The following is an 18,877-nucleotide window of genomic DNA, read 5'->3' on the forward strand; positions in this document are numbered from 1 at the left end:
CCCTCTCCCGACCCCCACCGGGGTCGGCGTCAGGGTGTCCACCACTCAGGGGGAGGTCCCACACGTGACCCGACTGGCGCTGGCCGACCTGGGCATCAAGCCACTTCCCCGCGGCTTCTCCGCCCTCCGATCCTTGCTCTCTGTAGAGCGATCTGCCCTGCTGATCACCGTTCCCATGATGATCTCGGCGATCATCGCGTCCCACTGAGCCAGATCGCACACAGAGACTGGCGGCACCTGGTCCGTTACGGCAGCGGGAAGCCGAGCTGCTCCGCGGCGGTTGCGAGCCCGGCGGCGCCCCACCGCTCCACCACCTGCTCCGCCGTGGACAGGGACCGCAGTTCGGCACGGTCGAGGTGGAGCATCCCGTCGAGGTGGTCGGTCTCATGTTGCATGATCCGCGCCCCGAGCCCGGCGTGCTCTTCCACCAGGCGCTGTCCCGTCTCGTCCTCGCGGTCCAACCTGATCCGGTCGGGACGAGCCACCACGGCCTGCCAGCCGGCCACACTCAGGCATCCTTCGAAGCTCGCCGTCCGCGGTCGGCCCACAGCCTTGTACGAAGGGTTGACCAGCACGGTGAACGGCACCGGCTGCTGTCCGCGCTCGATCAGCCGGGCGGAGAACTCCGCAGGCGTCGCCAGCACCGCGAGCCGCAGTGGAAGCCCGACCTGGGGCGCGGCCAGTCCGACGGCTCCGTGGGTCTGCTCCATCGTCTCGCGCATCCTGGCGATCAGACGCTGCAGCATGTCATCGTCGAGCTGCCCGTCGTAGGAATCGGTCTTCTGGCGGAGTACGGGATCGCCCGCCTGGATGATGCTCAACGGCCCCGGCTTCTCGAGGAGTTGGGCTGCCTTGTCGGTGAGTTCGGTGCTTCCCATATCTGACCTTTCGGATGTGTCCCGGTGGTGCCGAGCGGACTTCGAGGTGACGCGTAATACCTCGCCCCTGCATAAGCGGTGCCGGGCCGGTGCGGGTTCACACCCCTGCTGAAGGAGTGAGGAAAAACACGTGCGCAGTATCGCTGCGCAAACATGTGTCACAGAAAGCAAAATACGTGTGTTCGATGTACGATGCATGCATGATGCAGGGCGGGGTGTGAACGCGATCTGTCATCGTCCGCCGGCGGCCCCATGAGCAAGGCGGTTCAGGGCATTGACATCGATGAGGGAAAATCGCTGACGGCACAGTGAAGCGGCTCCGCACCCGCTGATCGTGGGCGCCGGCTGTCGCGAACCGGTTAAGGGCGAGAGGTCGCGTTCGAGATCACGCAGGGACGAAGGGTCCGGGGGCGGAGAACATCGTCCGCGCCTGAAACCTCCGAACCGCCTGCTCTGGTACCGCCGCGACGCCGAAATCGCTCCGAACGGGCATGCGGCCATCTCCGGGAGAATCGTTCTGAGCGAAGAATCGAACTGTTCGAATTAGGCGCGGATTGGCTACCGTTCGCCCCATTTACGAGATTCGAGTGAGGGCGCCGCCGCTGCCCCGCCCTCACTCGTCGAGGAGGGACTGGGGTACGCGACACGAGCGGCAGAGCGGCACGATTGCCCGGACGGCAAGCAAGGCGTCCTACAGATCGTTCCTCATTGACGTGACGTACATGAGGAACGATCCACGGAACGTCTCAGGTAGCCCGACGGAGAGGAACGACGACCCGCTCCCCCAGCCGCCCGGGGGTGAGCCGGTAGTACTTGATGTGCCCGATCTTCTCGGTTTCCTCGAGCCAGCCGAGTCCGATGACCTGTTTCCGGGTTCTGGAGAAGACGGGCGGCGCCATGCCGACCAGCTGGGCCAGCTGGGCCGCGGTCTCCAGAACGGCACCTGAACGATCAGTCGGGTGCAAGGCGTAAAGCATCACGACGAGACGCTGGTTGGCGGTCATACCCGCCGTGGCCTCCAGCAACCTGAGGTTCTGCTGCTTGGCCTCACTGGTCACTTTGCCTCCCACCGTGCTGGGGTGTTCTCGTTGAAGCCAGGGATGTCTGGTGGATTACATGCTTTCACCGCTTCACGCTGCTCCAAGCCTGTTCCATGGAAAGCAATGTAAGGACTGATGCGGTAGAGCTTGTAGTTCCCGATACGTCCACGGACGACCAGGATGCGGTGCTTGGTGAGTTTCCTGTTGATTTTTCCGACCGCGTCCGTCGACATCCCCACCCTCTTTGCGATGTCGGCTCCCGTGGCCCTCAACGGCTCCATCCCCTCGGGAGATACGCCGATCCACCAGAGGACGAGAAACTTCTCACTGGGGGTGAAGGCCCTCGACTCGGTGATGGCCTCGACCCTGGCTTTGTCCACCTGGGTATGCCTGCCGGAGAAGGCATACGGCGCATAGGGAATCGGCTCACCCGTGTCGGCGTCGACCAGCCTGCGTACTGCTCCCAACACGCCCTCCGTGCATCGGTCATTGCCGCGCTGTTCCATAGGGGCGGTCTTCAGACCGCTCTCATGAACTTAACGTACATGAGCAGGAAGTCAATTAACTACGCCTGTCGGCCGTGTCGCTTGCCTGTCGGGCCACATGCGCACCCCTCGCCCAGAGCCTCATCGCCGCGCGAGAGATGAACGTGACGTACATCTACAACGATCCTGGAACAGCGGTACTCAGTTGCTGTGGACGTGGTGGCGGTTCCTCATGACTGCTTGGCAGTCCAGAAAGACTGGGGACCGCGTCTCCTGAAACTGGGTACTCAGCTCCTCCGATCCGCCTCCACTGTCACAGGATCTGCCTGGCAGTTCGTACGATCTTGGTCGAAACGCCTATTTCCGCAGGTCAGACCCGTGTTGGAGACGTTGCTCTCTTACCTTGTGACACAGGGCCGTATCCCACTCCCCCACCCCACCCGACCCCGTATGGGCCGTCTCCAAGCGACTGCTTGATCCGGCACTCCGACCGGCTTGGTCCATGACACCGCCGCTCGGCAACACTTCCCCCCTGTGCGCCCGCACCACAGAAAGTCAGCCACGACGAACCGGTACACGGTCTCTCAGCCGCACGTGTGCCTCGGTCAACCCCCACTGGGCCCAGCCACGCCACAAGTCTTTGAACCCACCACAATGAGGCAGCCGCCGACGAAACCGCAGGCGATACGCCGGGACGCCGCAAGCCCCACCAGGGCTGGCCGACTGCGGACCCCTACCCAGGAGGACGGCGCGCGGCCGGAGGAGCAGAGCCGATCGGGGCAAGCGCGGCGACCAGAGGCGGACTTGATCAACCGACGGCCTGTCCGCTTATTGCCGCGTGATAGCGAGAAAACGCCTGTGGCCGGCACGAGGAAGTGCTCGTGCCGGCCACAGGCGCGATGATCACGAAGCGCGGGTCCGAGACCCCAAACGCTGGCTCTGATGCTCGTTCAGGATGTCCAGCATCTTGTCGAACTCTTCGTCACTCATCTTCTGGATGAGGTGCATTGCGATGAACGCACCGTCGTCGTAAGGGAGTCGGCGAGCAGACCCCGACTCCGCCTTGCCCGGCTCCTCATCGGCAGACACCCTGTCGGCCGCCCGGGGATCGGGCACGCTCTCCCCCTGCTCGACTGAAGCGTCCTGCTCGGGGGGATCAACTGCCTCCGCTGCTGCTGGCGTTATGTCGGCAGCAGCAGCACCGGCACCGGTGGAAGGGCTGCTCGCAGGCTCACGCGTGCTTGTGCGGGTGGGAGGAACGATCTTCGGCGGCTCGGGGGTCGGTACTTCCTCAGCGACCTCCCGGTCGTCGACGGCCTGGGAAGGCACGGGGACTTCCCGCGTGGTCTCTTCGTAGGGCGCGACTGGTGCGGGCACCCTCCGCTCCGCATCCTTACGCGCGCGTTCGGCCTTGAGCTCTTGGAGGGCGGCTTCCTGCCGGTCCTGCGGTTCCTTGGCAACGGAACGCAGAAGTTCGACAGGCTCCTCCCCCACGACTGCCTGAAGTTCTGGGCTCAGATTGAGCAGAGAAAGGCGCTGGGACACCCAACCCTGGGATTTGCGGAGCCGCTTGGCAAGCTTGACCTGTGACCCGTGAATGGCGAGCAAGCGTTGCAGAGCCCGTGCCTCGTCGAGGGGATCGAGGTCGTTTCGATGGATGTTCGCGACGAGTGCCGATTCAAGGATGGCGTCCCCGTCACTGCCCTGCTCATCGTCGACCATGACGTTGAGGTGGGTGAGGCCCGCCTCGCGAGCGGCCGCCAGTCGACTGCTGCCGTCCACGACGACATGAGTGGTGTCGGGCTCGAGGTCATTCGCACGGGCCGGGTTGGCCTTGATGTAGGCGTCACGGTTCATGACCGTGATGGCCTGCTTCTGGCCGTGTTCCTCGAGGCTGCCCGCGAGTTCGGTCAGATCGCCGAGGGTGGTGCGGGGGTTCTCGGGGTTGGGGCTGATGCGGCTGACGGGGAGCCGTGTCGGAGGGGCCACTCCTTCGGTCGGTACACCGGTGGCGGCACCAATGGCGGCTCGGCGGGCGCTGACGGGCCGGGTACCGTCGCCGAAGCGTCCGGATCCCAGTTGGGCGGCCTTGCTCATGAGATCTCCCGGGCCAGTGCGCGCATGGCAACGGCCTGCTGCGAGGCGGGCGCGTAGCTCAGCAGGGGCTGCTTCATGCGGACTGCCTCCTTCTGTTCCTTGAGGTCGGTGATGAGGCCGACGACTCGCGGATCCTTTATGTCGATCCATCCCTGCAGAGACGACGTGGCGATGTATCCGCGTCGGCCGTCGTAGAGGTTGACGACGATGCCCAAGTAGTCGATGTCGAGGGCGAGGTCGTTACGGAGATCCTCTATCTGGTTCGTCAGCAGGTCGTAGGCGTCAGCGGAGCTGTCCTCAGCCTGGACGACGATGAGGGCTCCGGATTGACCCGGCCCTTCACCGTCACGCCGGCGCCCGTAGTAGGCGGCCGCATCCATGCTGAGGCCGAGGCTGGGCGGGCAGTCCACGATGATTACGTCGTAATCGGCTTCGAGTGGCATCAGTGCCCGCTCCAGGGCCGCCTCGCGAGCGCGCACCGCAGACAGGCGTACGTCGAGCAGGAAGGCGTCATGACATGCGGGCAGGAGGTGCAGCCGCCCCCCGAAGTGCTCGTCGTCGACGGAGACAAGCAGATCCCGCAGGTCACCCTTGGGCTCGCCTGCCATGTGGTTGGTGAGGCTGTCACCGTTCATCGCCAGAGGGGCAGCGCCCAGTTGGTTGGTGAGGTGGCATTGCGGATCGAAGTCGACCAGGAGGACACGGAGTCCGTGTCCCGGAAGCTTCTCGATGTCGAGCGGGTCGGTATCGGTGTCGCTCGCGTCGGCCTGGGCATCTCCAGCCCGAAGAGCGGCGGCCAGGGCCTTGGCGACGCGCACGGGGAACAACCGGTTCGGGTCCTCCGAGAGCGCCTCCCCCACGCCCGCGGTGATGGCGGTCTTGCCCACGCCGCCCTTCTGGTTGCAGACGACGATGCGACGGGTGACGTCCGGGCGCTGGACATCCGGCGCGGGGTTCGTGTCGAGCCAGAGCTGGACGGACTGGGCGAGACCCTGAATGAGGGATACGCGCCGGTCCTCCGCGATGCTTCGGAACTCCTCCCACTGCCCTGGCGGCAGGAAGGTGGAGAAGGACTCGGCTCCAGCGGTGTCGACCGAAGCCGTGGCTGAGGCAAGGTCGCACCAGGCGTCAATGCCCTGCTCGACGGCGGTCTGGATCTCGATGCCGAGTTGGGCGGTTCTGACTTTGAGGCTCTGCCGGAGCCATCCTGGCAGCTTGGAGACGACCTTGGCCCGGTCGCTCGAGGTTGCTGGCATACTCATGGCGCTACCTTACTAACGTCCTAGATCATCTGCTGTATCGACACGTTAGTTAGTGCGACTTGATGACGCGTAGGGGCCTGACACCCCTATTACGGCGTAATAGCTCCGTCGGGTTCACCCCAGGCGCATGAGGCCATCCCCGCTCCTCAGCGGCGTCTCCCCCACAAGCCCTTGAGCCCCCCATTACCTTCTTGCCAGCCCTGGCCCCGCAACGGGCTCCCGGTCTCCGGAGCCGGCATGACTGGACGCTGTCGTCATCGCGGACGCGGCCCGCGACATGCCTCACACGCTGCGCTCGGTCGAGCTCGAAGACGAGACCATCGCCGAGCTGGAGGTGATCGTCGGCTTCGAAGATGACCTGGCCGGAGAAGCCAACAGGATCAGCAACTGGCTCCGCGGCCTGCCCCGCGACGAGGAGTTCGGGATCCTCGATTCGGCGCGAACAACCGTCGCAGAGGAGAAACAAGCAACTCAAACGGGCTTCTTCCTCTCCGCGTTCGCCGCTCTCGCCGACCCGGCATCCAGGGCCTATTACGACAGGAAGATCAGCCAGGTCGAGCACGACACCCAGGCCCTGCTCCGCCTCGCCCGATGCCGAGCCGACGTCCTGTTCGCCATACTCCACGACGGCACCTTCTACGAACCTCAGGCGGCAGCAGCGGTCACATGACCGGCGGTTCAGCAAGGATCACGACGCGGTCGGCTTCAGCATCAAACCCGAGTACTGGATGGCCGTAGTCGCCCTCTGGATCCATCAACACCGGCTTGCCAAGCCGTCGCCCGATCGCCCGATCGCCCGATCGCCCGATCGCCCGAAGAAAAACGCAGAGCACGTCGAGTCGTTCCTGCCCCTGAAGCTCTCGCAGATCCACATCGAAGTCGATCTCATCGGCCGCATGGAAGCGGAAGATCGCCAGCACATCGTCAGAGGGACAGACCCGCAACTCAGGGAACTCTGCGTCAACCGGTCGGGAAAGCACTACCTCGGCCCGGGGTACAGGCAGCATCGTCTCGCCTTCGGAGTACTGGCACTTCCAGCCGCTTTCACCAACGAGGTCGAGGAGCGCCTGCCAGTCCTCCACCGAGGCGTCTGACACGCGCACGTCTGGCAGCGACCCCATCAGGTCAGGGGCGAAGAAGCACGCGACGTCAGCCCATAGCAGCTCGGACACCCCGTCATGCTGCCCGCCATCCAACCCAGCCCCAACCCGATTTTCCTTGACGAACCAGATGGTGGCCCCGGGCGGTGCGGGTCTGTCGAGCCCTCAGATCTATTACGGCGTAATAGCCACAGCACGATGGACAGCTCGGCCTCCCCATCACTCTGCTCTGCCCGAAGCGTCCGATGCCTCGCTCAATGGTCGTGGTTCGAGCCGCCCTTGTGCTGTGCGTCAGGGCTTCGTCAGTCGGCAGATCTGGATGGTCATACCAATGAGTGTCAGAAGACTGCGCTCGGCGACTGCGCTCGGCGCCAGCCGGCCGGCGCGACGGCTGGCACCATCACGGCGCCGCCGAGCGCTGCCAGGCCGGCCACACCACCGTGCAAATGCCGGGGGACCGCGGACCGCTAACGCCCGAGTGGAGCGGTCCGCATGCACGACTGCCCCGGCCGACCTCACCAATCGCCCTGGCAGCCCCGGCGTCGAGGAACGCGTGGTGTCAACTGCGGGAGCAGCACCGCGTCGGTCTGCTGCAACTGGCTGGACTGGTGCAACTACAACCTGGCTGCTCTCCCTCTACCTATTACGACGTAATAGGTAGAGGGAGAGCAGCCAGGTGGCCGACGGTCCCAGGTACAGACCACAAACACATTCACGCCCCCGGCACCTGGGCGTCTGAGAAGCCGGCCTCGTTGCTCAAGACCTGTCCCTGTTGGAGTTCCACAGCAGCAGCCAGCGCCAGACGGGCCTCCTCGGTCAGTGCGGCAGAACGAGCCGAGCGCCTCTCCAATTTGGTCAGGGCCCGCAGCGCCGCGTCGAGATAGCGGTTCAGGCTCACCATTTGCAGCGGTGTCTGGCAGTGGGGCAGTACTGCCTCGATCTCCTCAAGCCAGTAGTCGATGTCGTCGTCCCGCAGCAAGGCCTCGCGTTGTTCCAACAGTCGAGTGGCAACCGGCACCATGAGCTCATGCAGTCGCTGCGCTGCTTCCTGGGCTCGGCGCTCGGCGGCCTGCTCCAGAGCAAGTCGGCGCTCCGCTTTGAGAACCGCCTCGGGGGTCCGGCGCACATGGTTTGCTAGGGGAGTCTCATCGATCAGCTCGACAGCCTTCAGCCGCTTCGCCTTGTTGTAAGCAGCGTTCGGCGCACCCACTGCCATCGCGGGAGCCAGCTGGATCCATTGGGCTCCTGCGTTTCGCGCGTCATCCACTGCGCGTGCCTGGTGGATCTCGGTCTGTTCGCGCAGGTACTCCCACAACTGCACTCGCTTGAGAGCTGCGGCACGCTGCACCTCAGTCGATTGCCTCCGTAGCGCCTGAACGTGCTTCTCCACATACAGCAGTGCACCGAACAGCTCGTCGTCGGCCGGCATGCGCTCCACGTCCGGATCCTCTGCCTCCTCGTGTATCTGACGCAGCTCGCCGACAACAGCCGGAGCATCGAGGGGACCGATCCGCATCGATGCTCTGATCAGCGGTTTCGTGGGGCGAGCCGAGCTCCGCTTGCGTTTCGTCATGCTGACAATCCTGGCCCACTGGGCCCGTTTCACAGAATGTGAAACGGCTCATTCGAGGATGAGGCAACCCGAGCAAAAAACAACAGCCCTGCTCCAACGCATGGCTGTGATGGGCATGGGCCTATTACGGCGTAATAGCAAGCTTCCTCATCAGCCACGCTGGCCATGCCGACGTAGCTGATGCTGTGCCACAGAGGTCCGTAGCGCTGGCAGTTGGTTCGACAGGAGGGCGTCTCCTCCAGCTCGGGCCAGACGACGAGGATTCTCGACAGCTTCATCGACGGGCGTCCCGCTCACGATCGTGGGCGAGGTGCACGTGAGGTACCGGTGGGGGAGCGGCTGAAGGTGCAGGTCGCGTTCGGGGGCCCATTGCACCCGGGCCGGAGCTCGCTTCAATTGGCGCTTCCACGTGGCGCGGTCGGCGTGGAGCCCGTGCTCGTAGTGGGACAGGCAGGTGTGTTCCAGCGCCCACTCGAAGCCTTCACGGGAGATCTCGACGGCGAGGACGGTCTCCTGCCCTTCCTTGGCGCCCACCCGCAGCGGTACATCATCCGCAGGAACGACGGCTTGATCCATGTCTCTTAAGTCTGAGCACGGCCATTGTCAGTGCGGTGCGATTCACTGTCCGCCATGGAGCTCACGCAAGCGACCGTCAACGACCTGCTGGCCCAGCTCGGCCCGGGGGACAGCTACATGTATCTGTCCAGCGAGCTGGACCCGCAGGCTCTGACCGACCTGCTCGCCAGCAGGTACGGCGCCCCGCGCACCCTCGTCCTCGACGGTTTCACCGATCCGACGGTCGACGATTCCAGGGGCGCGGCTCTCCTCGTCCCCTTCGAGGACCGAGCCGTGAAGATACGGGCGTGGGCGTACGGGAATCAGTGGGTCGGCACGGGTGCGGCGCGAGACACCGAAGGGGTCGAGCGGCCAGTGCTGGTGGTCGCTCACCGGCAGGTGCCAGAACCCTTGGCGGTCGCTCCGGACGAGGACGTCGACTGGATGGAGCGGCTCATAGGGATCACCGGCTGGACGCAGCCCGCCCAGCGGCCGGACGTGTACTGGGCGGAGGTGGAGTCGCGGCTGGGCACCGCGCTCCCGAGGGACTACAAGCGCATGGTCGAAACGTTCGGCGTGGGCGCCTTCGACGGATACCTGGACCTGAACCAGGAGCCGTGGGCGGATCTCAGGGAGGACGGGCTGCTCATCTGGGCGGGCACGGAGCACGAGGACCTGTACTGCTGGAGGGCGGACAGCGACGACCCCGACCGTTGGCCCGTCGTCGTCCGGTCCTTCGACGGCAAGGACGCCGCCTTCGACTGCCAGGCCGCGGAGTTCGTCTGCCGCATCCTCATCGACCCGCACCACCCGTACACGATGGCCCGCTATTTCGACACCCACTGGTTCATGAGCTACCGGAAGAGCGACTGACCGAACCCGCGCGCGCCGATGGCATCCGCAGCCAGGTGGGCCAGTGCCTTCGGGGAACAGGGCAGAAACACTCGTCTGACACAGCGGACTCGGAGTGAGAACGGGCCCTTGTTCTGCCTTCGGAACTCGGCCACGAACATCTGACGCGACACAACCGATACACCAGTGCCGCCCCTGGCTTCAGGCAAGCGAGACCCGACGCCACCTCTGTAAGCCACGCCCGCCGGGTGCCACTTCGGGACAGCAAACCAGACCGCTATTACGCCGTAATAGCCTCCGACTGATCAAACAGCACTCCGTCCACTAGGGGCCAGGAGCTACCAGTACTTCGTTTGTCTCTCGCGCTATGAGTAGTCGGCGTCACCACGGCGTGAGGCTGGGGGAGTGGCGTTCGTTGCCTGTGTGCAAGGGGTTGACGCTGAAGGGCCAAACGCAAGCCGACTCAGACCGATGGCCGACGGCTGTCAGCGCGGTGCGACCCTGAAGCTCAAGACCATCAGGAACGTCTCCGTCGACGGAGCGACGCAGGAACTCGGCGCCTCGGATGGCCTTGTGGCGGTGCCACCCCTTGCGCGAATAACTGCGCGACCTCGAACCACAGCCACCTTCTGCTCCGGGCTCCACTGCTGTTCACCTGTGGCCGGTAGCTGCCCGCCGAGCAGGGTCGGTACTCACACCTGCGCGCGTGCTCCACAGCCCGGGGAGCCGCCTGACTCAGAAGACTAGGGTGTGCGGTGATCGACGACTGGAACATGGACAGAGTCAAACGCTTCCGCGCCGAGGCAGCGTCCCGGGGGCTGCCGACGGAAGAGGTTGAGGAGTGGATACGGCTCGCCGTGCCGGGCACGTTCTTCACGCAGGGCGGTGACGGGCCGCTCGCGGTCCGGATGGGGGGGGCGCCCCGATGCTGCCGGAAGGCGGGCCGGACCCGCGCCGGAGCCTCGTCGTCTCCGTCGACTGTGCGCTGCTGCCGACGGGCGCGGCCGGACTTCCCCTGCCGGGCGACGGCCACCTGCTGTTCTTCGCCGACCCCGACCTGGACTTTCGTGGCCAGAGGAACGACGCCGTGTGCTACGTCCCCGCCGGGGCACCGACGGCGGTCCGGCACGTCGCCACCACGTACGAGCCGTTCCCATCACAGGACATGCGCACGATGTGACATCACTTGTCCCCGCCGATGCCGGAGAGTTTCGCCATGACGTGGGACGACGACCCCGACGACGAGGAGTACCAACTGGCCGATGACTTGCAGGACGCCTGGACGCAGGTGGGGGGCTCGTGGCCGATCTAGACCTTCGCACTCGCCGGTCACCCGCTCATCATGAACGACGATCCCCTTCTCCTTGCCCGGGACAGTGAGCCGAAGGCAGCAAACACAAAGGACACCGACGACTGGGTTCTGCTGGCCACTTGGCTCTGCGGCCAGGAGGTCAGGTGGCTGGACTCGGGTGTCGTCAGCTGGATGATCCGCCGTCAGGGCCTGACGGGCCTCCGCTTCGACCGCGTGTACGGTCACGTCGAGATGGGGGGACGGCGACTCCCGGCTCCCTTCGCACGGGACGGAGCCGTAGAGGCGGTGCCTCGATGTCGGGGAAAAAACCGCCCCGTGCAGCACCGATGACCTGCCCATAGTGGGCCGCACGGGCCTCGGCAGTGGCGACGTCCAGGTGCCGCTGGCTATCACGTCCATCCTCCCGGATGGCAGTACGCAGTTCCTGCAAAAAGACTGCAGGAACAGGCTTCAGCCCAAGCACATACCTGAGCCCCATTACGAGCCTGTAGGCGAGAGCCGGGGGAGTGCCTCCAAGAGCTTCAGGAGCCCGCCAGCAGCACCGACGACGGCTGTGGGCTCTGGCCGGACAGAGCGATACGTGCACCTCACGGCAAAGGAACGTATCTTCTCCAACCCGACATCAGCCACCTTCCCGACAAAGAGGCATCCGACGCAAAAAAAACGGCGCCGGAATGGCGGGTCCTGCGCGCGGGGCGAGTGAACGCGAAGCAGGGACTGAACAGATTCCGTTGGGGCCCGCCACCACGGTCGCCCCGGCAGCCGTTTTCGAAGAGCCGGTCTTACGGGGGAGGGGCTGAGGGACCTTGCCCGGGACTGGGAGGGACTCTGGTTCTTTCGGTCCCTGACCTTCCGTCCCTGACGTTTGCGCAGGTCAGAGCCGTTCCCTCCCCTCCGCCAGGGACTGTAGGGACTGAAGAACGCAATTATGACGTAGATAAGTGATGTGTTCGTACGCGCGCGCATACGAACACCACATCAAAAACAGCTCATAATGGCGAAGTTGAGTCCCTACAGTCCCTCTCTCGAGCGGTTATGAGGCCCTGACCTGCACTGATGCTCAGTGACTGACCAGGAACCGGCGATGTGCACAGCCCCTGCCGTTCGGTCCCTGGACCCTTCCGTCCCTTCCCTGGTGCAGCCGCCCCCTCGAAACGCGACATGCCTTCTGCGCGTCGGTCCCTTCAGCCCCTAGGGTTGGAAGAAACCTCCGAGTCAAGGGACCCAAGGGACCAGGAACCTGATAGAAACGGCTCGCGGGTTGGACAGACCCTTTTTCGGCGAAGGTGGGCCTTACACTCTTTTCGCATCAGAGTCCCTTCGGTCCCTGACGAAGCGGGCTCCCTGTCAGGGGTGTGAAGTGATCGGGCAGACGACAGAAGTGACGAGGACGATTCCTGTGCCGCGCGAAGGTGAGAACCGAGACAGTGCAGCCAGAAACGCGCCCACGTCACCGCGAGCCGTCGCGCGGTGGTGTGCTGCGCAGGGTTGGCCTGTCCATCCTCTGTCCCCGGGTCGGAAGACCCCTGTCGGGAACTGTTCCTCCTGCTCAGGAGCCAGACACGAGCCGACGTCGTGCCCCTGCCTGCCTGCAGGACGCCCTTGCCATGGTTTCCACGCTGCGACGACCGATCCGGGCCTTGTCGATCGATGGTGGGCCGACACCCCGTCCGCTGGAGTGGGTGTCGCCTGCGGCCCTGCCGGCCTCGTCGTGATCGACATCGACGCTCACCAGGTGTCTGTCGCAGACCGGGCACATTTGTTGCCTGGCATTCCCATCCCCGAGCAGGTCGAGCTCGATGGTCTGGCCTCTGGCTTCGACACGTTGGCGCTGCTGGCGGCTTACCGGGGCGCGAAGGATCCGGCGCAGGACGAGAGCACGCTGCGTGTACGTACGCCTTCCGGCGGCCTGCATGTCTGGTACCGCAATCCCGAAACGTCCACCCGCTACCGCTGCTCGACCGGTTCCGGTCGAAACACGGCGCTCGCCTGGCAGGTCGACGTGCGTGCCAACGGCGGCTACATCGTGGCTCCGGGCACACGTACGCCACAGGGTGTCTACCGTGCGGTGGGGGCGGCGCGGCATCCGGCCATACTTCCGGAATGGCTTCGGGGTGAACTCCGCCGTACGGGACATGTCATCGAGAGCCAGACTCCGGCCGCGGTTGCCGTACCCCTCGCAGTAGCCGCTTCCCCAGCGCGCGCCCCGAGGCGCGCGGCTCCCGCCCATCAGGTCATCGACCCGCTGATCGCCTTGGTCGCGGAGTGTGCCGTCGCCCCGGAGGGGACCGGTTTCACGGAGAAGCTCAACAGGGCTGCCTACACGGCCGGCGGTCTGATCGGAGCGGGGCATCTCGACCACACCGCCATTCGCGACCGACTTGTCCGTGTCGCTCACTATGCCCGCCCTTGGCAGCAGTCTCGGAACGAAAAGATCGTTGACGACGCCCTTGCCGTGGGGTCCGTCCGTCCTCTTCACCTCAAAGGACGCCCATGAGCAGCAGCGCCGAAGGCTCACCACGTTTCGACCCGCAGGCTGCTGCTCAGCAGATGCTCGACCTCGAGTCGGCGGAACTGGTCCCCGGTCCCGTCAGGCTGCCCGCACAGGGCTTCATCGGTGCTTCTGCCTCACCTGTCGCCCCGGGAGCCGGTGCCTCGGCCCTGCTGCCTCCCTCCCTGTCCGACCGGGGGAACGCCCGTCTCTTCGTGGAGCTGCATCACGACCAGTTCCGCCATGTGGAGGGCTTGGGCTGGTTCGCGTGGGACGGCTATCGGTGGAAGCGTGGGGGAGGGGAGAAGGCCGCTCTGTGGGCCGCGGGGGAGATGGCCGAGGACATGTCGGCCACCGATCCGCGTGGTGTCTTCAGCGACCGTGAGCTCGGGCACCACAAGCGGCGCACGTTGTCCACCGCCGGTCTGAAGGCCCTCCTGACGCAGGCGAAGGCGTCCCCGGACATCTCAGTGGATCCCGACAGGCTCGACGGGGATCCCTACGCCCTGTGCACCCCCGTCGGAGTGGTCGACCTGCACAGCGGGCATCTGCGCAAAGCCGACCCCACCCGTGACTTCCACTCCCGTGCCACCAGCGTCGCCCCGCAGGAGATGGAGACGCCCCGCTGGCACCGCTTCCTCGCCGACACCTTCGGTGACGATGACGAGGGCCGGGAGATGATCGACTTCCTGCACCTGCTGCTGGGGTACTCCATCACGGGCGACGTGGGAGCCCAGGTGTTGCCCTTCCTGCACGGTGAGGGCAAGAACGGCAAGTCCGTGCTGCTCGACATCATGATCCAGATCCTCGGTGACTATGCGGACGCGGCCCCGCCGGGCTTCCTGATGGACCGGGGGGCCTTCTCGGAGCACTCCACGGAGCTGACCGAACTGCACGGGCGTCGTCTGGTGGTGTGCAGCGAACTGAAGCCGAACGACAAGTTCGACGAGGCACGCGTCCGACTTCTGACGGGTGGTGACAAGATCAAGGCCCGCCGCATGCGGCAGGACTACTTCTCGTTCACCCCCACCCACCACTTGTGGCTGTTGGGCAACCACCGTCCGGAGGTCTCCACCGGCGGCTTCGCCTTCTGGCGACGCATCCGCCTGCTGCCCTTCACCCGGACGGTCCCGGCCCACCGAAGGATCGACAACCTCGCCTTCGAACTCGTTCGCGACGAGGGCCCGGGGATCCTCCAGTGGCTGATCGAGGGGGCGCAGCGCTATCTGCGCACCAGAGACCCGCTGGAGGGCCCTGACAGGGTCCGTATGGCCACGACGGCCTACGCGACCACCGAGGATCACATCGGCCGCTTCCTGGCCGAATGCTGCACGCGGGACGGAGACTCGGGGAAGGACCTGAGGGTGGAACAGGGATTGCTCTACTCGGAGTACAGCTCCTGGTGCAACGTCGGTGAAGGGATCCGGCCCGCGACTCCCCGAGCCTTTGCGAACCGCGTCCGACAGGAGGTGGGCGTGGCCTCGCCGACCGACATGATCAAGTCGAATGGCCGAAAATACTACCCAGGTATCGCACTACTGGAGCACGCATGACGGCTGACATAGGTCAGCTATCCACACTATGGGCCCTACACCGGTGTCGTCGTGCGCTCTACGATGGTGGTCCGGTCCCGCATGCGGCGGCCCCAGCAGAGCGGCCCGCCACTTGGCGGCGAGCGGGCCGGAGAGAGACGGACAGATGCCCGGACATGCCCCCATGGCCGGGGAGCACGCCGACGAAGGAGGGGCTGCAGCCATGAGTTCGCTGTTGACCGAGAGCGACCTCATCCACGAGGACGAGGTGGTGTGGCTGGAGAACCTCGAAAAGCTGGACTACGTCCGTCAGGCACTGGACAAGACCAGGCGGCGCAACACCAAGCCACCGTACGCGCGCGACGGGCGCATGGTGGGCTACGCACTGCTGGACGAGGACGCTTCTCCGGATCCTGACAGCGGCCTGTACAAGCGCCGGGTGTTCTTCCTGCTTCCCCATGACCGTGACAGCTTTCCCGACGGCCTCTACCGCGAGGGGGCTCCGGGTGAGGCCGTCGACCCGCGCACGATCGCCCCGAAGAAGCCGGGAGCGAAGACGCCCAGGTCACAGAGCGGGACGGTGGCCGTAGCGTCGGCGCCCTGATTCCCTGGCACGGCACAGCACGGGATCCTTCATACAGGGCGTGCAGACAACTCTCCATCACCACTACGAGCCCAGTACCGCACGAGGTTCACACGGGTCGACCCGAGGAGGGGGCCGACCCGCGTGAGGTGCCTCCGGTGGCCTACGCGGCACCGTCCTGCGAGGTGCTGGTCCGAAGGACGAAGTCACGGACCGCGCCCGCGAACAGTTCGGGCTCCTCGATGTGCCCCATGTGCCCGCTGTTCTCCAGCACCAGCAGGTGCGAGTCGGGGATCAGCTCGTTCAGTTCTCGCGCCCAGCGAGGCCCGCAGATCACGTCGTGCCGGCCCACGACGACCAGAGCTGGTGTCTCCAGGCCCTCGAGGGCGGCGCGATCGTCGATGACGTCGGGCGTGAGGTCCACGTCCAGGCCCGAGATGTACGTGGCCTGGATCGCGTCCCGGAACGGGGCCAGCCGTTCCTCGTCGCCCCAGTAGTCGGCGAAGTACGACGGCAGCACACCTTTGGCGACCGCCACGGTCTGCTCGTCGCTGGAGATGCCGGACATCGCGCCGAACGCGGCCAGCACATCGGGCAGTCCGGGATGACCGGCGTGCTTCGCGGCGAACGCCTCCACCATGCGGCCCGCCTCCGCCCCGTGCTCGGGGCCGGTGACGGGTGCGCCCTCGTACAGCACGACGCCCGCCAGCCGCTCGGGGCGGTGCAGGGCGTGGTAGGCGGCCACGAACGCGCCGTGCGAATGCCCCAGGAGGTGCACCTTGGGCACGCCGAGCCGGTTGATCAGCGTCTCCAGGAATCGGCTGTACCTCTCCCGGGTGTAACCGTGCGGGTGCGAGGGGAGACGGCTGTCCTCGGCGGTGCCGATGGGTTCGACGTAGACCATCGTCAGGTGCTCTTCGAGGGCGGGCATGCGCAGGTAGTTCCAGAAGATGCCGGGACCGCCGGAATGCGCCACGCACACCGGGCCGTTGCCGTGGACGTGATAGCGCTGGACGATTCCGTCCGTCTCATAGGAGTGGGTTCCGGGGGAGAGGTTTTCGGTGCCGGACGCCGGGCCGTCGGTGTGTGCGGTGGGTGCGTTCATCGGGATCTCCGTGGGGTCTGCAGGTGTCTGTGACACCGGCAAGACGCTCCGGGTGCCGAGAAGTTCGATCGTCAGAATGTGATCTGGGTCATGTTTCCGGGCAGACGCGGCATGGCCTGCACTCAGGCGGCGGCAGGAGCGGGGACTGCCTGCTAGGGGCGTGGTGTGTGGCAGAGGGAAACCCGGTCGAAGCGGCCACCGTCCAGCGACATGATCCAGGCGACACCGGGCGGGCAGTGGTCCGGATCGTCAGGCGGGTTGATCAGTTCCATCTCCCAGATGACCAGGGACCGGCCGGCCACCACGTGCAGCGGGCGCTGGCGTACACCGGCCGAGAGGTCACCGTCCATCCCCGTCAGCAGGAGGTCGGCTCCGCCGAGCCGCCGGCCTCCGGACAGCAGCGAGACCCCGGGGGAGTAGCGGTCCCTGACCACCTTGCCGAACTCGCCGCGCTCGGCGGCCGCGAGTGTCTCGTGCGCCTCCTGCCAGCTGGCTTCGGTACGGCGTGCCGCGTCCTCGTGTGCCGTGGCCGCGGTGGAGCTGAGAGCCTGGGCGAGGGTGCCGCGTGCCTGACTCAGCCGGCTGCGCACGGTGCCGACGGGAACCGCGCATGCTTCGGCAATCTGCTGGTACGAGGTGATCCCGGTGGAGAAATAGCGCAGAACGAGCGGCAGGCGCAGAGCCGGGGACAACGCCTCGACGGCCTCCCAGATCCAGTCCCGCAGCGCATGGCTCTGCAAAACCTGTTCGGGCGTGGCCCCGTTCGACGGCAGCGGCACCGACTCCATGGGCTCGACACGGCGGGAGGCGCGCAGCAGCGTCCGGCAGTTGTTGCGTACGACCATGCGCAGCCATGGCCCCACCGCTTCCGGATCGCGGACGTCCACGATGCGGCGCAACGCCACCAGCGCCGCTTCCTGCATGACGTCGTCCACGTCCGGGCCCGGCCCCAGCAGGCTGAGCGCCACCGCACGCATCCCGGGCCGGTGACGCTCCAGCAGCACGGCCAGAGCCGATGTGTCGCCCGCCTGCGCGGCCCGTGTCAGTGCCGCGTCCTCCACAGGCCCGATGTCCCTCGGTATCCCGCTCATACCCTGCCCTCCCGGGTCACGATACCGGCCTTCTCTCGACCTGACCGTTCCGAGACACATGGCGACCGGACCAGCGGGGACCTGACGTCGCCGGCGGGGAACCCGTTGCGCGGCGTCAAGGTACGTGTGGCCGGGGCGGCCGGCTGGCCCGGAACGGGGCTCAGTACCAGTGATTCGCCTGCCAGAACGTCCAGGCGGCACACGGGCTCCCGTAAGCGCTGTTCATGTAGTTGAGGCCCCACTTGATCTGGGTGGCCGGGTTGGTGCGCCAGTCGACGCCGACGGAGGACATCTTGGAGCCCGGCAGGGCCTGGAAGAGGCCGTAGGCACCGGAGGAGGCGTTGACGGCCAGGTAGTTCCAGCTGGACTCGTGGTCCACGATGTTGCTGAAGCACTGGAACTGGGCGCCCGGCACCATCTGCGCGGCCATCGCCTGGATCTGCGCGACGGTGTAGGAGCTCCGGACGGGGAAGCTGGAGGCGTCCCGGGAGGCGGCGGCCTTGGCCTCGGCGCGCTCCTTGGCCTCCTGCTCCGCCTTCTCGGCGGCTTCCTTCTTCTGGATCGCGGTCCGGGCGGCGGCCTTGCGGGCGGCCTCCTCGGCATCCTTCCTCGCGCTCATGTCCGCCTGCATGGCCTGGGTGTCGGCCTGGCGCGTCAGGGAGGCGATCTGTACCTGTGCCTGGTGACCCGCGGGTATGTCCGCGAGGAGCGTGGTGTCTGCTGCTGGCGCCTCTGCGTCGTTGTTCTGTGCGGTGCTGCCCGAAGCAACGCCGACGACGCTTCCGACGGCGGTGACCGTGGTGGCGGAGACCACCGCGAATCCCCGGACCGAAATCGGGCTCACGCGTCTTCCTTCCGGTTCGTCCGTAGGGTCGTGCCGCGACTGTTGCAGGTGTCTCACCTGTCGGGTCCGGCAGTTGG

17 protein-coding genes and 3 pseudogenes are annotated in these 18,877 nt (G+C 66.0%); 9 read left to right on the forward strand and 11 right to left on the reverse strand.

The features are described from left to right. Nucleotides 1–208: hypothetical protein (locus IEZ19_RS28940; protein ID WP_229840932.1), on the forward strand; the 208-nt coding region annotated here is incomplete at its 5' end. Between the two features lie 37 nt (nucleotides 209–245). On the opposite strand, the gene IEZ19_RS28945 is transcribed toward IEZ19_RS28940, so the two are convergent. The 5 genes from IEZ19_RS28945 to IEZ19_RS28965 form a co-directional block, all read right to left on the reverse strand. Next, a complete protein-coding gene (locus tag IEZ19_RS28945) occupies nucleotides 246–878 on the reverse strand; it encodes a peptide deformylase (protein WP_189314268.1) in 633 nt (210 codons plus the stop codon). 746 nt (nucleotides 879–1,624) lie between these two features. After that, complete coding sequence (locus tag IEZ19_RS28950) at nucleotides 1,625–1,936, reverse strand: replication initiation protein, RepL2 (protein ID WP_189314269.1); 312 nt, start codon at nucleotides 1,934–1,936, stop codon at nucleotides 1,625–1,627. After that, nucleotides 1,933–2,385, reverse strand: coding sequence for a MarR family transcriptional regulator (locus tag IEZ19_RS28955; protein ID WP_189314270.1), 453 nt, complete (start codon nucleotides 2,383–2,385; stop codon nucleotides 1,933–1,935). Before IEZ19_RS28955 ends, IEZ19_RS28950 begins: the two co-directional genes overlap by 4 nt. 921 nt (nucleotides 2,386–3,306) lie before the next feature. Further along, nucleotides 3,307–4,500 carry a ParB/RepB/Spo0J family partition protein gene (locus IEZ19_RS28960; protein WP_189314271.1) on the reverse strand — a complete coding sequence of 398 codons (1,194 nt, stop codon included), beginning with the start codon at nucleotides 4,498–4,500 and terminating at the stop codon, nucleotides 3,307–3,309. Continuing rightward, nucleotides 4,497–5,762, reverse strand: a complete 1,266-nt coding sequence (locus IEZ19_RS28965) for a ParA family protein (protein WP_189314272.1) — start codon at nucleotides 5,760–5,762, stop codon at nucleotides 4,497–4,499. Before IEZ19_RS28965 ends, IEZ19_RS28960 begins: the two co-directional genes overlap by 4 nt. Before the next feature lie 277 nt (nucleotides 5,763–6,039). Here IEZ19_RS28965 and IEZ19_RS53615 point away from each other — a divergent pair. Both IEZ19_RS53615 and IEZ19_RS51090 read left to right on the forward strand, forming a co-directional pair. Beyond that, a pseudogene (locus IEZ19_RS53615) lies at nucleotides 6,040–6,102 on the forward strand (hypothetical protein); the annotation flags it as partial. Nucleotides 6,103–6,133: 31 nt separating this feature from the next. Beyond that, nucleotides 6,134–6,432 (forward strand): annotated as a pseudogene (locus IEZ19_RS51090) (transposase); the annotation flags it as partial. Here IEZ19_RS51090 and IEZ19_RS28975 read toward each other — a convergent pair. The 3 genes and pseudogenes from IEZ19_RS28975 to IEZ19_RS28985 form a co-directional block, all read right to left on the reverse strand. Then, the gene (locus IEZ19_RS28975; protein WP_189314273.1) at nucleotides 6,425–6,934 is read right to left on the reverse strand and encodes a hypothetical protein; all 510 of its coding nucleotides are present in this window, start codon (nucleotides 6,932–6,934) and stop codon (nucleotides 6,425–6,427) included. The pseudogene IEZ19_RS51090 and the gene IEZ19_RS28975 overlap by 8 nt on opposite strands. Before the next feature lie 640 nt (nucleotides 6,935–7,574). Continuing rightward, nucleotides 7,575–8,435, reverse strand: coding sequence for a hypothetical protein (locus IEZ19_RS51095; protein WP_229840935.1), 861 nt, complete (start codon nucleotides 8,433–8,435; stop codon nucleotides 7,575–7,577). A gap of 378 nt (nucleotides 8,436–8,813) precedes the next feature. After that, a pseudogene (locus IEZ19_RS28985) lies at nucleotides 8,814–8,986 on the reverse strand (DUF4291 family protein); the annotation flags it as partial. Between the two features lie 79 nt (nucleotides 8,987–9,065). On the opposite strand from IEZ19_RS28985, the gene IEZ19_RS28990 reads away from it, so the two are divergent. The 6 genes from IEZ19_RS28990 to IEZ19_RS29010 all read left to right on the forward strand — a co-directional run bounded on the left by IEZ19_RS28990 (nucleotide 9,066) and on the right by IEZ19_RS29010 (nucleotide 15,781). Further along, nucleotides 9,066–9,863: an SMI1/KNR4 family protein gene (locus tag IEZ19_RS28990; RefSeq protein WP_189314274.1), complete on the forward strand. Its 798-nt coding sequence runs from the start codon at nucleotides 9,066–9,068 to the stop codon at nucleotides 9,861–9,863. Between the two features lie 904 nt (nucleotides 9,864–10,767). Beyond that, on the forward strand, nucleotides 10,768–11,022 hold the full coding sequence (locus IEZ19_RS51105) for a hypothetical protein (RefSeq protein WP_229840938.1): 255 nt from the start codon (nucleotides 10,768–10,770) through the stop codon (nucleotides 11,020–11,022). A 162-nt stretch (nucleotides 11,023–11,184) separates the two neighbouring features. Beyond that, nucleotides 11,185–11,484 (forward strand): DUF1963 domain-containing protein, encoded by a 300-nt coding sequence (locus IEZ19_RS51110; RefSeq protein WP_229840940.1) that lies wholly within the window; start codon nucleotides 11,185–11,187, stop codon nucleotides 11,482–11,484. Nucleotides 11,485–12,553: 1,069 nt separating this feature from the next. Beyond that, on the forward strand, nucleotides 12,554–13,651 hold the full coding sequence (locus IEZ19_RS29000; RefSeq protein ID WP_189314361.1) for a bifunctional DNA primase/polymerase: 1,098 nt from the start codon (nucleotides 12,554–12,556) through the stop codon (nucleotides 13,649–13,651). Beyond that, nucleotides 13,648–15,198, forward strand: coding sequence for a DNA primase family protein (locus IEZ19_RS29005; RefSeq protein WP_189314275.1), 1,551 nt, complete (start codon nucleotides 13,648–13,650; stop codon nucleotides 15,196–15,198). The genes IEZ19_RS29000 and IEZ19_RS29005 overlap by 4 nt, the downstream gene beginning before the upstream one ends. 202 nt (nucleotides 15,199–15,400) lie before the next feature. Continuing rightward, nucleotides 15,401–15,781 carry a DUF6009 family protein gene (locus IEZ19_RS29010; protein WP_189314276.1) on the forward strand — a complete coding sequence of 127 codons (381 nt, stop codon included), beginning with the start codon at nucleotides 15,401–15,403 and terminating at the stop codon, nucleotides 15,779–15,781. A gap of 142 nt (nucleotides 15,782–15,923) precedes the next feature. On the opposite strand, the gene IEZ19_RS29015 is transcribed toward IEZ19_RS29010, so the two are convergent. The 3 genes from IEZ19_RS29015 to IEZ19_RS29025 form a co-directional block, all read right to left on the reverse strand. Next, entirely contained in the window at nucleotides 15,924–16,865 is a 942-nt protein-coding gene (locus IEZ19_RS29015; RefSeq protein ID WP_189314277.1) for an alpha/beta fold hydrolase, read from the reverse strand. A gap of 152 nt (nucleotides 16,866–17,017) precedes the next feature. Continuing rightward, entirely contained in the window at nucleotides 17,018–17,956 is a 939-nt protein-coding gene (locus tag IEZ19_RS29020; RefSeq protein WP_189314278.1) for an RNA polymerase sigma factor, read from the reverse strand. A 160-nt stretch (nucleotides 17,957–18,116) separates the two neighbouring features. Further along, nucleotides 18,117–18,800, reverse strand: coding sequence for an aggregation-promoting factor C-terminal-like domain-containing protein (locus IEZ19_RS29025; protein WP_189314279.1), 684 nt, complete (start codon nucleotides 18,798–18,800; stop codon nucleotides 18,117–18,119). Nucleotides 18,801–18,877 lie beyond the last annotated feature (77 nt).

It is taken from the genome of Streptomyces brasiliensis (assembly GCF_014647875.1).
Taxonomy (GTDB): Bacteria; Actinomycetota; Actinomycetes; order Streptomycetales; family Streptomycetaceae; genus Streptomyces; species Streptomyces brasiliensis.